A 15615-nucleotide genomic window follows, 5' to 3' on the forward strand; every position below is an offset into this window, starting at 1 on the left:
GAGTTAGCGATACTGACGTCGCCTCTGCGCACTGGGGACTGGGAGGCTTGGATTCGCGATGAAACTTGCGCGGCTGACCAAATCCGCCGAGAGCATTGCCACCGCCGATCTCCTCGAAAATCCCGCGCACTCCCAATCCGCGGGCCGCCGGGTCGTTCTGTTTGTGTTGGGCATGACCCGGTCCGGAACGTCGGCGCTCACGCGGGTTCTCTCGCTATGCGGCGCTACGCTCCCGTCCGGGATGAAGGGCGCCGACTCGCACAATTTGAGTGGCTATTGGGAGCCGCGCGCATCCCTCCTTATCAACCACTCAATCCTGCGTCGCAACGGCAGTACCATGTTCGACCCGTCGCTGCGCCTGCAGGAGGAAGGGGCGTTCGACGCGAAAGAGAAGGCTGCCTGCATCGCCAAGATCGAGGCGTTTCTCAACAGGCTGCCGGCCGCGCCGCTCCTGGTCATCAAAGACCTGCAGATAACCGTCCTGTCCGGGCTGTGGTTCGAGGCGGCGCACCAGGCCGGATTCGATGTCGCGGCAGTGAATGCGGTACGCCACCCGCAGGAGGTTCTCGCGTCGTTGTCGACGTTCCTTCGCCGGACCTCGTCGGAGCTCGCGAGTGCTGGCTGGCTGAAATACACGTTGCTGGCCGAGAGACACACGCGCGGCGTGCCGCGCGTGTTCGTGGACTATGCCAACCTCCTCGATGACTGGCGCAGGGAAATAACGCGGATCTCCACGGCGCTCGCGGTCGATCTGAACATCCGGGATGAGGACGCAATCGACGAATTTCTCAGACCGGGTCTTCGGCGCCAGCGATACTGCGGCCCGGTGCCGGACCGCTTCGGCGCCGACTGGATGTCCACCGTCTACGAGGTGATGGAAAAGGCCGCGCGGGACGAACCCTGGGATGAGTCTGTGCTGGATCGTGTTTTCGAAGCGTACCGGGCGAGCGAACGGGACTTCCGGGTGGCGTTCGAGAATTGCCGCAAGCTTTCCAATGGTGTGCTGGCCCGGCTCATGCGGCCGTCTGTCATGAAGATGAACCTCGAGCTCATCGCGATGGCTCACCGGCGCAAGGGGACTTGGGCCTAGGCATGGATTCAGGCTTCCACGGTCTCGAGGATTCAACATGACACGGCGTCGCGAAGTAACCGCCGCCCCTTTGATGGGAACAGCCGCCGCGCAAGGCAGCCGAGTTTCTAGCCGGCAGCTCAAAGGCTGGCCATGCCGTTGGCCAGCCCACAAACAGGCTGCCGATCGAGCGTGTCAATCGCGGGCGAGCGCGCGATCGGCCAGCGCCCCGATTACCGGTGCCATCAGCCTCGAGTATTCGAGCGTCGCGTGTTGCCAGTCGAGGTACACCAGGGTGTTGCCCACGATGGCCGGGCAGCGGTCAGCGGTGCAGAACAGATCGGTGACGTCGGCGTAGTCTCCGCCGCCGGCTTTGGTGGCGGCGGACTCAGCGGCGATGCCGCGTTCATTCACTGCCTCCGACCTGGAGGGCGAGCACGCCGTCGCGTCCTCGAGGTGCTCGGACAGGCAGATCGGCACCGTCGAGCGCGGATCCGGGATCGGCCCGAGCACTAGCACTTTCGTACCCATGCCGCGCAGCTCCTGCACCAGGCGGGTCAAGCTATCGATCCATACCGGGTCGTATGACGTGATACCGGACAGCCAACCGATGCCAGCACCGTACAGCCGCATCATGCTCACCACGACTAGCCGCGGGTGCTCGGCGCGTAACCGGGCGATGATCTGGGCGCGCCACTGCTCGCAGGGGGTGTACGCCATCCGGCGAAGCGAGTTGGTGATCGGCAAATTCATCAGTGGGCAGTCGGCATGGCTCAGGGTCTCCAGCCGCCACCGTCGCTGCGCGGCGACTTGCTGCAACGCCGGGCCCCACATTGCGGCATGCGAGTCGCCGACCAGGGCCACCGTCGTGCTCGAGGCGGTATCGCCCGTCACGCACTCATGCTGTTCGACGTCGAAAAAATTCAGCATGCAGCCGTTGCGCAATATGGTGGTGAGTTCGGCCTCCGCGTCGGCGAGCGGCGGGTCGAGGTTCGACGGTACGGCCTTCAGCTCGGCGGCTGCCGCGACGGCGGTCTGCACCTGTACGAACGCGTTTTGCACCGCCGCGTCGTACCGGTCTGCGTCATGGCTCGCGGGCGGAGGCGTCGCGGTGAGACTCAGCGCCGCAGCCGGCGCGCCACGGCCGACTGGTGTAGGCAGCGCTACCACCAGCGCCACGCAAACACAGACCGCTACTGCGGTGGCGGCGCCGCCAAGAGCAAGGCTGCGCCAGGGAGACCGGCGTATGGGAGCGGCGAATCGCAACGGATTTTCGATGAGACGCAGTGTGAGCACGGCCAGTCCGCCGGAGAGGGCCGCCGCTGCCAGTCTCCCGGCAAGCCCCAGTGGGTGGCCCAGCAACGGCGGTGCGAGCACCAGCACCGGCCAGTGCCACAGATACCACGAGTAGGACAACCGGCCAACGGCTTGCATCGGCGGCAGTGCTAGGAAGCGGCCGCATCCGCGAGAAGCTGCGGCACAGCCCGCGCCGATCACCAGCGCCGCGCCCAGCACTGGCAACAGCGCGGCGGTACCCGGATACAGCGTGGTCGGGCTCAATACGGTGCAGGCCACCAGGATTAGGGCCAGGCCTCCCCATCCCGCGATCGCAGCAGATGTTGGCCGTAGGCGGCGCCACTGGTCGGCCGTGAGTGCCACCAGGCCGCCGACGGCCAACTGCCAGGCCCGTGTGGGCAATGAATAGAACGCCAGAGAAGGCAGCACGTATGTGATCGCCAGCGACAATGCAAACGACACCGCCGCGACCAACGCGAGGACTACTAGATACGGAGTTTGCGACGAGGTGGCATGGGACCGGGTGCGCCGGCGCACAAGCCGGATGAGCCAAGCCGTACCGATGATCAAGGCCGGCCACACCAGGTAGAACTGTTCCTCAACGCTCAAAGACCAGTAGTGCTGGAACGGCGACGGCGGCAGGTGGGGCGAGAAGTAGTCGGCGACTTGTGCAACGAACCGAAGGTTGACGACGTACAACGCGCTGGCGATGCCATCACCGAGGACGGCCCGCGCCTGCAAAGGGGGTAACAGGACCGCCGCGCCGATCGCCGTAATAACGCCTACCGTGGCCGACGCCGGCAGCAGTCGGCGGGCCCGCGCCCCGTAGAACCGGCGCAGTCGGATGGTGCCAGCGCTGTGTACCTCGCGCCAGAGCAGCCCGGTGATGAGGAAGCCTGAGATGACGAAGAACACGTCCACGCCGACGTACCCACCACCGACCCCAGGCACCTCAGCGTGAAATAGGACAACGGCCAACACCGCGACGGCGCGCAGCCCCTCGATGTCCGGGCGAAATTCTCTCCGTGCTGAGCGGCCACTCTGCTGCCCTTCGGCCGGGCGAGCACTGTCGGCCTGCTGTGAGGTCGCGGGCTTGGTAAGAGGACGCATCCATTGAATACTTACATTTCGTCAGCATGTAAGGGCTGGTTTCGGAATCAGACATGTTGTCGACTCCGCGCCGGTGACTGGGATGACTGCCATGCGCCGCAACGGCTATTCCCGTCGCTTTGCGACTGTCTTCAGCGCGGCCAAAGCGAGACACCCCAGACTACATTGACATCAGCACTCGTATTCCCTAGTCCCGCAGGCATTTTCTTACGGGCGGACGGTCGCGCGCGTTGTCGCGCGTTCAACACCGCACGGCGATGATTCGTTACTCAATCTTGCCAGTCAGGTCGAACTCAGCCAGCGTGCGCGCAGCCAGCTCACGCAGCGCGGACTTTGTGTTTTGGCCGCCCGGTTGGTAGGCGAGGACGGTGATGATCACCTTGCCCGGGATGCGCAAAGACAGCACGTTGACTTGGCCGCCCGTTCGCTCAAGCCACAGTCGGGTTACGCCTTGCCTGGGCCCTCGGGCCCATTGGTACTCGGCGTCGGTGCCATCGAGGCGGTTCAGCACCGAGCCGAGGTCGCCGAGATTGGAATAAAACACCGGGCGATCGGGGTCGGTGAACCCCGCATCGACCATCCGTTTCAACCCCCACTTCGGGATGAGCGGGACCAGCCACAGGGGCTGGCGCTCGGTCGGCGTCTCTCGCAGAGTCGTGAGCGCCTGGTTGATGGCGGCGCGGGCATCGCGCAAATCCGTCGTGACCCGCATCGGGTCGATGCTGACGCGCGCAAACGTCACAGCGACGGCGCGCGTATCACCCTCGGCACGTTCGCTGATGGGGAGTTGCAAGGTGACGGCGCCGTCACTCGCACGTCGACGTCCCATCCGTTCCCCGAATTTCGCAGCCAACGCCGCGGCCAACGTACTGCTGTTTCCGCCAAGGGCGTTCGCGCGGGCGTCCCACTGGTCCGCGTCGACGGACATCGCGATACCCGGCACGACGACATCGTCATCCGCAACGCTCCCCCGGGGATTGACGGGTCGCGATGCGGACGATCGAGCGGTACCGGGCCGGCCACTGGCTTGTTTTCGGGCCTGCTTTACCGTCGCGACAAGTGCCCGGGCAACCTCGGGTGCGTCCCGCGCCGTTTGGCGGGCATCCTGAAGCACCGCCTGCAGTCGAGTGCGTGAACGCGGCGGCGGGTAGCCAAGATCGCGCGTGTTGCCTTGGAGCGCGTCAAGCAGCGCGACGACAAGCCCGAGGCCGTCGAGCAGGTAGTGGGAAATTACCAGGCTGACCGCGGTCGAGCCGTCGGTCAGTGGAAGGACGCCGAGATGCCAGCCGGGCCCACGTACCGGATCAACAGGTAGTTGTGAGCGTTCATCAGCCCAGTCACTGAGTTCAGCGCGTGGACGGGCGCACTCAGCGATATCGATCTCCGGCCCCCGATCGGAGACCCACCGATGCCGGGCGAAAGGCAACGGCGAACACTCGATGCGCCTTCCCAACAACCCGCGACCGAAATTGTGGTGAAAACGCCTCAACCCATCGAAATCGATTGGGTGCTCATAAAGCCACAGGACCTGCATGAGTTCTTTTATGCCGGCGGCGCGATGCCCTGCGAACAAGGTTTGGTCCAGCAACGCGAGCCGATTGTCCTGGCGCGCAGCACCGTTGGATGCGCGGCTGATCAAGGATGGAGAGCGATTCACTAGATCAAGGTAGAACACGCGAATCCGCGGGCTCAGACGTGAATGATGACGACGGCGCCTCATCCTTGGCGAAGCAGTACATCCGGTACGAGAGTCGCCCGCTTTGCAGGTTCCGATAGACCTGCGAGTCCCGCACGTCCGCGTTACAGCGGGTTAGACCGAACAGAAGTCTCAGCACCCGGCGATCGATCAAGTCCGGCCACTCATGTGAATTTTTCTCCATCCCGCGCATAACTTCCTCATTGATCTCCCTCTGCTGGAAAAGCATTCGCATCGGTGTGCCCGCCAGCGCCACCTCCCAGTCGGCAACATGCTCCCGAAAGCGGGCGTCGGTGTATTGGAAATGCCCTCCAGGGCGTAGCACGCGCGCCACTTCCGCCAGGAACCGAGAAAACTGAGGATAGTGGATCGATGATTCGACATTGATCACTGCGTCGAAGGATTGGTCGGGGAAGGGCAGGTTCTCGGCGTCGCCTTGCACGAACTCCAGGCTGGCCAGGTTGTGTCTTTTTCGGCAGAAGGCGATGGCGGCCGGGTTCAAATCCAGTGCCGTGTAGGAGGCCGGATGCAAGGTTCGCGTGAGGTAGGAAGCTCCGCCGCCGTGGCCGCAACCGACTTCCAGCACCCGCTTGCCGCTGATATCTGCCTGAGTCGCCGTGCGGTGGTAGAGCTGGATGCTGTACCGATTGGGCTCGTCCGAGGCTTCCAACGGCAGGGCCATCGGCGGATCTTCCTCGTAGCCGTAATTGAGGAACAAAACACCGCGGGCGGCAAGTCGGCGGGTGAAATACGGGTAAATAAACTTCTGTCCCTTTTGGTGGAGCCTCAAAACGATTGAGGGAATTGCCCGGTCTTTGCTTGACATAGGAGGAGTATGGCAGCGAAGCGAGTGCGGTGCGGTTGTTTGCACCCGCGGAAATGACCTCATGTACATGCGACACATCGATGATGTGAAAGCTGTCGCCGCGGTAAATTACACGCCACCTGCCGGCCTGCCGCACAGCCGTTCCACCGCGGTGACGCGTACACCCACATCCGTAGGCCTGCGCCGGAGTCTCTATGTTGGCATCCGATTCGCCTTTGTCAGCCGAATCGCCGTCGAAGACAACGGCATCGGGGCCTTTACCCAATCTTCTGGGTTCCAGGTCGATCGCGCGGGTATCGGGGTTATGCTGCGGGCGGGTTAGCCGGGGACCCGAGGCGTTTGCTTTCATTTCGCGGAACGCGCACAGGACGTGAAAGGTTAGGACCTGCGATGCCGGAAGGCGTGTTTGGACGTAGCGACGCCGAGATCGACCTGTTAGTGCGCGGCATGCGGTCGGGGATCGCGGTTGTGGGCTTCGGGTACATCGGCACGGTGATTGGTGCGGTCCTGGCTGATCGCGGCTGGCCGGTGACGGGGATCGACGTGAGACAGAACGTCGTCGACGAGATCAACCTGGGCAAGACCACCGTGCCTGAGCCGGGGCTCAACGAGCTGGTGTCCAACAACGTACGAGTCGGTCGGCTTCGCGCCACGACCGATTTCCGCGCCCTCGCGGAAAATGACTTCGTCATTGTGACCGTCGGTACGCCGCTCGGTCCGGACTTCGAGCCCATCGTTGACGACATCAAGTCAGCGGCGCGGGCGGTTGGGGAACACCTGCATCCCGGCCACCTCGTCATCCTCAAGAGCACGGTCCCGCCAGACACCACCGAAAATCTCTTCCGGCCGATTGTTGAAGAAACCTCAGGGCTGCGGGCCGGGGTCGACTTCGGGTTGGCGTTCTGCCCTGAGAGGCTCGCCGAGGGCCAAGCCATCCACGAGCTGATGTCGATTCCGATTGTCATCGGTGCTGTCGATGAGCGCAGCGCTCGCGCCTGCTCCACACTGTGGCGACACGCGCTGGGAGTGGACTCCATCGTCGTCGACGATCCGCGCACCGCCGAGATGGTCAAGCTTGCCGACAACGTCTGGATCGACCTCAATGTCGCGCTCGCGAACGAACTCGCCAAGGTGTGCGACGGGCTCGGCATGGACGTACTCCAGGTCATTGAAGCCGCGAACACGATGCCCAAGGTCAACCAGAATGTGAACATCTTGAGGCCGAGTATGGGCGTCGGTGGCTACTGCTTGACGAAGGATCCGTGGTTCGTCAACCATCTGGGGCAGTCCCTTGGCTTGGACCTGGCGATTCCGCGGACCTCGAGGACTGTCAACGACACGATGCCGGCCTACACCTACGGGCTGCTCAAGCAGCTACTCGCCGAACAGGGAAAGGCGATCGAGACCAGCCGGATCGCGGTTCTGGGCATCGCGTTCAAGAACAACACCGGCGATTGCCGACTCACACCCACCAAGTACGTCGTCGCCTTGTTGGAGGAGTCCGGCTGTGACCTTTCGGTCCATGATCCATGGGTGGGCGCCGAGGAAGCCGCGACCGTGACGAAGATCCCGCTGACCGCAGACATCGAGACAGCGGTCGAGGGTGCCGATGCCTTGGTGGTCCTCGCGGGCCACCGCCAGTTCCAACAGATCCCTCTGGCCCGGCTCGCGAACCTGGTGGCGGCCAGGTGCGTTTTTCTCGATGGACGCAACAGCTTCGATCCAGCGGCAGTGCGCGCCGCCGGCTTCGTCTACAAAGGGATTGGCCGGTAGCTATGTCGAATGTCGTCGTAACAGGCGGCTATGGCTTCATCGGATCGCACTTGGTCTCCGCGTTGCTGGACCGCGGAGACTCGGTCACCGTATTCGACTTCGCCAAGAACACCCGCGACACCAGCATCGACTTCGACCGGCACCCCAACTTCCGGTTCGTGCCCGGCGATGTCACCGATATCAGTGCGCTCGAAACAGCGCTGACTGCCGGCGTCGACACGGTGTTTCACCTGGCGGCGATCGTCGGCGTCAGAAACTATCTCGACGATCCGCTTCGGGTTCTCGATGTCAACGTGACCGGCACGCGCAACGTCCTCGAGCTGAGCCATCGCCACGGAATACGCGTGGTGTTCGCCAGCACGTCTGAGGTGTTCGGGAAAAACCCGAACCCACCGTTCGCCGAGGACGACGACCGCGTCCTCGGTTCGACAAGGACCGCGCGGTGGAGCTACAGCACCAGCAAGGCCATGGCCGAGCATCTCGTCTTCGCGATGCATACGGCCCGAGCGCTGCCGGTGACGGTGGTTCGCTACTTCAACGTCTACGGCCCGCGGCAGTCTCCGATATTCGTGATCTCGCAGAGCATTCACCGGATCCTCAATGGCCACCCGCCGTTGCTCTACGATTCCGGCGACCAGACACGCTGCTTTACCTACGTCGACGACGCCATCGCCGGTACCTTGCTTGCGTCCGAGAGCAACGCGGCAATCGGTGAGGCCTTCAATATTGGGAGCATGACCGAGACGTCCGTACGTGACGCTGTCGCGTTGGCGCTGAAGATCGCGAATGTCGACTCGGTCTCTAGCGCCGAAGCTGTTGATACCGCAGCGCAGTATGGGGCCAGTTATGAGGACATCCCTCGTCGTATCCCCGACTCGACCAAAGCGCAGCGGGAGCTGGGATGGCGCCTCCAGGTTGACATCGAAGAAGGGATCCGCCGTACCATCGATTGGGCGCGCGCCAACCCGTGGTACCTCAAAGAACCCGCGGGGAACCAGCCGTAACGCAGCAGATGAGCCCGGAACCGGTTGTGCGACTAGACAACGCGCACCGCGATGGACAAGCAGGCCAAGGCCAATCCGGGGTTCGCGGGATAAACGAGACCTGCTTTGGTCAGTGGTAGCCATGATCCGGCATGCTGATTCCTCAGCAAGCCAGTCTAATTGGGACGCGCATGTATCGCTGGGTGACGAAATCCCGCTACCGAGGTATCCAAGGTGATCGTGTTTGGCCCGTCGATCACGCGCACGCGGCCGGGCGGCGCCATCGATGGCGCTCCGTCGGATAAGAACCTGCGCAACGAGGCCGGGTTGTTGTGATTGTCCATCACCCAGACGAGTTGAGCATTCAGCTGCCCGGCCAATGGCCCGACCGCGGCGCGAAGCCTGCGAGATGCCTCCGATTGATCTTCGCCAGTCAAATCACCGTTGATGACAATGACATGAACGCTTGCCCAAAACTTCTGGATTTCAGGTTGGTTGCGCAGGGGGGTATCGGGTTAAACTGCCAGGCGGCTTAGCCAGGGGCGGGGCGGCCGCTTTCATTTCGCAGAACGCGCACGACAAGTGAAGAGCTAGGACCCGCGATGAGATTTGTGCTGGCAAGCTATGGAACTCGCGGCGATGTCGAGCCCTGTGTAGCTGTCGGTCGTGAGCTGCTGCGCAGAGGACACGACGTCCGCATGGCAGTCCTGCCCGAGCTGGTTGGTTTCGTCGAGTCGGCCGGGCTTGCGGCGGTCGGCTACCGGCTGGAACTGCAGACCATTGCGGAAGTGGGGCGCGACTTCTGGACATGTTTCTTCCGCCACCCCTGGAGAATCCGGAAGCTGATCCGGTTGTCGCGCGAAACTTCCGAGCTCACTGTCCAGTGCTGGGAGGAGATCAGCAGGACGCTGACGTCGCTGGCCGACGGCGCCGACCTGCTGTTCACCGGTCTGGCTTTCGAGGCTCCCGCTGCCGATGTCGCGGAGTATTACGACATTCCATTGGCCGCGCTGCATTACTTCCCGCTGCGGGCCAATGGACAGCTCCTTCCATTTTTGCCGGCGCCGTTGACCCGCGCCGCCATGACGGTTTTCGAGTGGTTGACTTGGCGCGGAGCAAAGAAGGTCGACGACGCGCAGCGTCGTGAACTGGGCCTGCCGAAGGCAACGGGCCCATCGTCGCGACGGATCGCAGAGCGCGGATCGCTGGAACTTCAGGCCTATGACGAGGTGTGCTTTCCCGGGCTGGCAGCCGAATGGGCGAAATGGGATGGCCGACGGCCCTTTGTCGGCGCGCTGACGATGGAGCTGCCAACCGACGCCGATGAGGAGGTCGCGTCGTGGATTGCCGCGGGAACACCGCCGATTTGCTTCGGGTTTGGCAGCACGCCGGTCGAATCTCCGGCCGACGTGATCGCCATGATCAGCGCGGCCTGCGCGCAGTTAGGCGAGCGTGCGTTGGTTTGCTCCGGCTGGACTGACTTCGGTCACGTCCCCGATTCCGGGCACGTCAAGGTTGTGGGCGCGGTGAATTACGCGTCGACCTTTCCGGCCTGCCGCGCGGTCGTGCACCACGGGGGTGCGGGCACCACGGCCATAGGCCTGCGCGCCGGCGTCCCCCAGCTGATCCTTTCGACATTGCCCGATCAGCCGATCTGGGCGGCTCAGCTCAAACGACTGAAAGTTGGCTCTGGACGGCGCTTTTCGACCACTACCCGGGAATCGCTGGTCGCGGACCTGCGCGCCATCCTGGCCCCGCAATATGTGACTCGGGCCCGCGAGATCGCCACCCGGATGACCAAACCCGCCGAAAGCGTTGCGGCCGCCGCTGATCTTGTGGAAAATTTCGCCCGCCTAAGGCGTGTTGGCTGATCGGTGATGCGGGCCGCCGGTGACCGGCGCAGGCCAACTCTGGCAGGATTGTCTGGGCGTGGGTCTTCGGATCGCCGCTGCGCCGCCTTAAGGATTGCGGCGGCGTCGTGTCCCGGCGAGTTGCCCTGCCTTCGTGATCATCATCGCGTTGTCACGCTACAGCGGCAGAGACGGAAGCCACACCATCTCGCACGCGAACTAGTAGCTACTTCTTCGGGTCGAAGGTTCACTCGCGCCATCGGCCGCCTCATCGGGTGGAGAACATTGTTCGTCAGACCGGTCTGGCATCCCGAGAGTTATTACTATTGCTACATGAAACCGACGACCGTCCTGCCTGCTCGACACTCATCGAATTCGGCGCCTTGCGAGCAGACAGGTCTTCGCTTCATTTGCGCTTCAGACCTCAGGCCGCGCGCGTATCGGTACGCCCGCGGATTGCACGTATGCCACACGTTTTCGTGGCGACCAATTCCTCGTTGAGGGCAGCCAAGTGAAGGAGGTCACCAAAAGTTGCCAATTGTGCGGATCTATTGGCCCCCATCAAACCATTGTAGTTCGTGAGATGCAGTTTGGAACCCGAGAGCCGTTTGAATACTTTAGCTGTGCTGCGTGCGAAACGTTGCAGATTGTAAATCCGCTCGAGGGTGATGAGCTCATGCGCCATTATCCGCCAAATTACCACGCCTACAACGTTTCAGCTCAGCCGAGGGCCCTCCGATGGCTGATTGCGCAGCACGACCGCTTTAAGTTGCATACTGGCGGTGGGCTGGTCGGCGCCCTCATAGCGAAGCCCTTGCCGGAAGGTATCGTCCACGCTGTCGCCGGAGGCGACGCCGTCAGAATGCTGGGCCAGCTAGCGCTTGAACGCGATGCGCGAATCCTGGATGTCGGCTGTGGTGGTGGCGCGCTGCTTGACCGGTTGGCCAGCGTTGGATTCAACAACTTGTCTGGCGCTGATCCATTCATCGCGGCCGATGGCGAGACGCCCTTAGGGGTGCCACTGATGAAGCGATATTTGCGTGAAGTGACTGGCGAATTCGAACTGATTATGTTCAATCATTCGCTGGAACACATTCCCGACCCGGTCGCGACACTTAAGGTCGCATACGAGAAGCTCGCTGCTGGAGCCATTTGCTTGGTTCGCCTGCCGACCACCTCATCCGAAGCGTGGACTACCTATGGCACGCACTGGGTACAGATCGACGCGCCTCGGCACGTCGTTATACCTTCACGACGAGGAATGGCGATTGCAGCTGATAGGGCCGGGCTACGAGTGGAGATGACGTTTGATGATTCGACTTTAGGTCAATTTATCGGGAGCGAAGCCTACCGGCGTGATGTTGCGCTCACCGAGCCCAAAATTCTTCGGATGTTCGGACCCAAGCGAATCTGGGACTGGGAAAAGCACGCAGAACGGCTCAATCGCCAGGGCCGTGGTGACCAGACGGGTTTCGTCTTACGAGCCAAATGAGGAAGGTGGGAAAACTGGCGCCGCACCAAGCCGCCGGCCCTTCGCCACCAGCTCATGGGCTGCCGATGCCGATGCCAATGCCGTTGGCCAGCATCGAGACTCCAACCACTGCGAAGATGGCTACCAGGATCTGCCGACGGTGAGCCCGCGCCCAATCGTGCACCAGTCGCACTGCCGCTAGGGTTTTCGCAGGCGTGGTCAGATAGCCGACGAGGACGATCTCGATAACCGCAAGCATCCCGACGACGAACGCAATGGTCGCGCTGACCTGCGCGCCGATCGCGGCTCCCGATGCCGCGACGATAGCGAGTAGGAGCAGAACCCCTTCGAGCGGTGGCCCCGATGCGAGGCCGATCACCAACGCGACCCACAACGATCCGTTCTCCCACGCATTGCGGGCGCGCGCGAACAGCCGCCGAATCGCAGACTGGCCCACCATCGGGCGATCCTGCCCGTGGCCGAGCAGCCGCGAGATCGCGGTCGGTGTCTTCGAGTCCAGCACCAGGGTCGACGTATTACCGCCCGCTGTCGGCAGCTGCGCACGCTGACGCGCCCAGGAGCGCACTGCAATCAGCGCGGCGATCGATAGCGCGAGCACACCGAAGGCAATTTGAATGTGCCGGACGGTGGAGCTCGTCGTCGGGGTGTCCAAATGTTGCCTGAAAGAACTGAACATCTGTGTGGAATTCAGCACCGTCAGTGGAACCACCAGTGTGGGAATACACGCTGTCAGGCTGCCGATCCCGTAGGCGAGCAGGTTTTGCACCGGCCGTTGCCGGGAGATCACCAGAAGGGTGATGCCGAGCCGCACCGGATCTAGCGCCACCAGAAGCCCCAGCCCCAGCACCAAGCCCAACATGGCCGGAACCTTACCGTGTTGGCTTTGTCTGATGGTTCCTTTCAAGGCGTCCCTGGGTGGTCCTGGGCCAGCTGGCCCATGATCCCGTTGGGGGCACGAGAGCATCGGGCGTGCGGCCTTCGGCACCTGGCTCACGTGCCCCAATTGCGCTTCGCGTCGCCTTGCGGTTGCCTTCGGCCGGCCTCGACAACTGATTGCGTACTCGGTCATTATCATCTGTACTTCAAACCGAGGGTTGGACCCCAACCTGTCCCGGGTGACGTGCGGTTGCGATGTCATCGGAGGGTGAGACCGGGTTCTACGCATAGTGTCAGAATTGCGGTCAGGAAAAATGGACAACGTACTCGATCCCGTCGACCAGAGCATGTTTGACCTCGGGCGAGCGGTAGGCGTCACGATCGTGCCGCAGGGTGTCTGGGTGTACAACCGTGCGATCGACATCGACGGTCTGCGGCGGTTCCATGACCATCTTCAGCGGGGACGGTTATCCCGCCGCATCGAGCGGTCACCATTGTGGTTCGGCCGCCACCGCTGGGTATCGCCCAATGGCTCATCCGCGATTGAGATCGTCGCGTCGGCCCGACCGCGCGAAGAATTCAACGCCTGGCTCAACGAGCAGGCCAACACCCCACTGGATTGCGAGCAGGGCCCCGTATGGCACCTTGCGGTGCTCCCGTTCACCGATGGCGGAGCCGGGGTGAGCTTGGTCATCCCACATTGCGTCACGGATGGGCTCGGGCTGTTGGAGGCGCTGGAGGATGCCGCGTTTGGCCGCGCCGACCCGATCAGTTGGCCGGCCGCCGCATCGCGGCGGCGGTGGCAGGCCTTGCGTGAGGACGCGCGCCAAACCGTGCGCGACACCCCCGCTATCGGCCGCGCTGTCGTCGCGTCAGTACGGTTGGCCCGGAGTAGCCGCAATGGTGCCCGCGCTGCCGCCCCGCCGCCTACCGCGCCCCTTGCACTGCAGGCCGGCGTCGACGAACCCATCGCGACCCCTTTGGCGACGATTTTCGTCGACGCCGACGAGTGGGACGCCCGCGCACAATCAATCGGCGGGACCAGCAACGCGCTGCTTGTGGGATTGGCGGCCCACCTCGCCCAACGAAGGGGAAGGGTGACCGCAGACGGCCTGGTCACTATCAGGATCCCGGTCAACGAGCGCACCGCCGGCGATACTCGCGGCAACGCGGTCGGCAATGTCGACATCACGGTCGATCCCGCGTCTGCGACGACGGACCTACGCGAGATCCGCGCCGTAATCAAACAAGGGCTGACTCACCACCTGGAGGTGCCCGACGACGAGCGGGCAATGTGGTCGATCTTTCCCCTGTTGCCTAAGCGGCTCATCAAGTTGCGCGGCAGCAATGCGACCGGCGTCATCGCAAGCAACCTCGGGGTGATCAACCCGGCCGCCAGCCGGGCAGATGGCACGGAGGCCGACTATTTCGCCGTGCAGATGCGCTACGCGGGCGTGACCAAGGCGATGTTGGACCAGTTCGGCGGACTGCAGATTTTGGCGTCGGGAAGAGTGCGCGGACAAGTTTTTGTCATGGCCCTTGCTTATCAGCCGGGCCGTCCCAATTCGAATGACGGGTTGCTACATGACCTTTCGAGCGCCCTGAAAGACTTCTCGCTCACAAGCACGCATCTTTGAGTCGTCCCCCGAATCACATACTATGGGTGAGCTTCCTTCGGAACCACCCGTACGCGAGAAGGTTTTGCACGGGGCGTGGCCGGGAAATCACGAAGTTCAGACTCAGCGGTGGAGTACTGGAGTGGGGCAAAGGGGGTTTTGACCGTTGACCGATCTCGACATCCGATCTCTGTATCTCGACTTGCTGCGACGCAATCTAACCAGATATGGGATGCACGAGCGAATGCCCGCGCGCTGGCCACTGCGGCGACGCCTCCTTCTCAAGGCCTTCAACACCCTCAACCCCATGCTCAGGGGTTTAAGCCCATTCGGTCAGCGGAAGCGCGACTTGGGTCTGGACTGGCCCGCTAATGCCGAGACGATGATTGGAATGCAGAGACTCACCAGTCTGCAGCATTGCGCTGAGACGGTACTGGCCGACGACATCCCAGGTGAGCTAGTCGAATGTGGAGTGTGGCGCGGAGGGGCCTGCATCCTGATGCGCGCGGTCCTGGCAGCCTATGGGGATAAGACCCGACGCGTGTGGCTAGCCGATTCGTTCGAGGGCGTGCCACGCCCGGACACCGCAAATTACAAGGCAGATAAAGGGATTAGGTTGGATCTGTTTGCGGGCATACTAGGCGTGTCGGAAGCGGAAGTTAGGGCAAACTTCCAGCGCTACGGGCTGTTAGATGACCAGGTCCGCTTTCTTCCTGGTTGGTTCAAAGACACGCTGCATGATGCCCCGATTGATTGCATCGCCCTGTTAAGGCTTGATGGCGACCTCTACGAATCCACGATGCAAGCGCTCGATGCGCTCTACCCGCGATTGTCCTCGGGGGGCTTCTGCATCATTGATGACTACATGATCAAGGGGTGTCGGCAAGCGGTTACGGACTACCGCACGAAACATCGAATATCCGCGGAGATCGTCGACGTAGACGGGAGTGCTGCGCTGTGGCGCAAGTAACGGAGATCATATCGACGCTCTTCGTCGTCGCACTCGCCCTGAGCAGCGCCGCAATTCG

12 protein-coding genes are annotated in these 15615 nt (G+C 62.7%); 8 read left to right on the top strand and 4 right to left on the bottom strand.

All coding sequences use genetic code 11. The annotated features are described in order from the left end of the window. Positions 1-58 precede the first annotated feature (58 nt). The gene (locus AWC06_RS22345) at positions 59-1090 is read left to right on the top strand and encodes a sulfotransferase family protein (RefSeq protein ID WP_372458178.1); all 1032 of its coding nucleotides are present in this window, start codon (positions 59-61) and stop codon (positions 1088-1090) included. 174 nt (positions 1091-1264) lie between these two features. On the opposite strand, the gene AWC06_RS22350 is transcribed toward AWC06_RS22345, so the two are convergent. The 3 genes from AWC06_RS22350 to mtf2 all read right to left on the bottom strand — a co-directional run bounded on the left by AWC06_RS22350 (position 1265) and on the right by mtf2 (position 5997). Next, on the bottom strand, positions 1265-3475 hold the full coding sequence (locus AWC06_RS22350; RefSeq protein WP_085200207.1) for an acyltransferase family protein: 2211 nt from the start codon (positions 3473-3475) through the stop codon (positions 1265-1267). 265 nt (positions 3476-3740) lie between these two features. Continuing rightward, the gene (locus AWC06_RS22355; protein WP_227371127.1) at positions 3741-5150 is read right to left on the bottom strand and encodes a condensation domain-containing protein; all 1410 of its coding nucleotides are present in this window, start codon (positions 5148-5150) and stop codon (positions 3741-3743) included. After that, positions 5137-5997 carry a fatty-acid O-methyltransferase Mtf2 gene (gene mtf2, locus AWC06_RS22360; protein WP_085200208.1) on the bottom strand — a complete coding sequence of 287 codons (861 nt, stop codon included), beginning with the start codon at positions 5995-5997 and terminating at the stop codon, positions 5137-5139. Before mtf2 ends, AWC06_RS22355 begins: the two co-directional genes overlap by 14 nt. Before the next feature lie 67 nt (positions 5998-6064). Between mtf2 and AWC06_RS23175 the strand changes: the two genes are divergently transcribed. The 5 genes from AWC06_RS23175 (at position 6065) to AWC06_RS22385 (ending at position 12095) form a co-directional block, all read left to right on the top strand. Continuing rightward, positions 6065-6319, top strand: a complete 255-nt coding sequence (locus tag AWC06_RS23175) for a hypothetical protein (RefSeq protein WP_139820202.1) — start codon at positions 6065-6067, stop codon at positions 6317-6319. Positions 6320-6387: 68 nt separating this feature from the next. Further along, positions 6388-7770: a nucleotide sugar dehydrogenase gene (locus AWC06_RS22365; protein ID WP_085200209.1), complete on the top strand. Its 1383-nt coding sequence runs from the start codon at positions 6388-6390 to the stop codon at positions 7768-7770. Positions 7771-7772: 2 nt separating this feature from the next. Further along, complete coding sequence (locus tag AWC06_RS22370) at positions 7773-8774, top strand: NAD-dependent epimerase/dehydratase family protein (RefSeq protein ID WP_085200210.1); 1002 nt, start codon at positions 7773-7775, stop codon at positions 8772-8774. A gap of 581 nt (positions 8775-9355) precedes the next feature. Further along, positions 9356-10624 (top strand): glycosyltransferase, encoded by a 1269-nt coding sequence (locus tag AWC06_RS22380; RefSeq protein WP_085200212.1) that lies wholly within the window; start codon positions 9356-9358, stop codon positions 10622-10624. A gap of 562 nt (positions 10625-11186) precedes the next feature. Beyond that, positions 11187-12095: a class I SAM-dependent methyltransferase gene (locus tag AWC06_RS22385; RefSeq protein ID WP_085200213.1), complete on the top strand. Its 909-nt coding sequence runs from the start codon at positions 11187-11189 to the stop codon at positions 12093-12095. Between the two features lie 52 nt (positions 12096-12147). Here the strand turns inward: AWC06_RS22385 and AWC06_RS22390 are convergent, their stop codons facing one another. Beyond that, complete coding sequence (locus AWC06_RS22390) at positions 12148-12954, bottom strand: GAP family protein (RefSeq protein WP_085200214.1); 807 nt, start codon at positions 12952-12954, stop codon at positions 12148-12150. Positions 12955-13285: 331 nt separating this feature from the next. Here AWC06_RS22390 and AWC06_RS22395 point away from each other — a divergent pair, with 331 nt between their 5' ends. Together AWC06_RS22395 and AWC06_RS22400 are read left to right on the top strand one after the other, a co-directional pair. Further along, positions 13286-14608 carry a hypothetical protein gene (locus AWC06_RS22395; RefSeq protein WP_085200215.1) on the top strand — a complete coding sequence of 441 codons (1323 nt, stop codon included), beginning with the start codon at positions 13286-13288 and terminating at the stop codon, positions 14606-14608. A gap of 145 nt (positions 14609-14753) precedes the next feature. Next, positions 14754-15557: a TylF/MycF/NovP-related O-methyltransferase gene (locus AWC06_RS22400; protein WP_085200216.1), complete on the top strand. Its 804-nt coding sequence runs from the start codon at positions 14754-14756 to the stop codon at positions 15555-15557. The last annotated feature ends 58 nt before the right edge of the window (positions 15558-15615 follow it).

It is taken from the genome of Mycobacterium fragae (assembly GCF_002102185.1).
In the GTDB taxonomy this organism is placed as follows: domain Bacteria; phylum Actinomycetota; class Actinomycetes; order Mycobacteriales; family Mycobacteriaceae; genus Mycobacterium; species Mycobacterium fragae.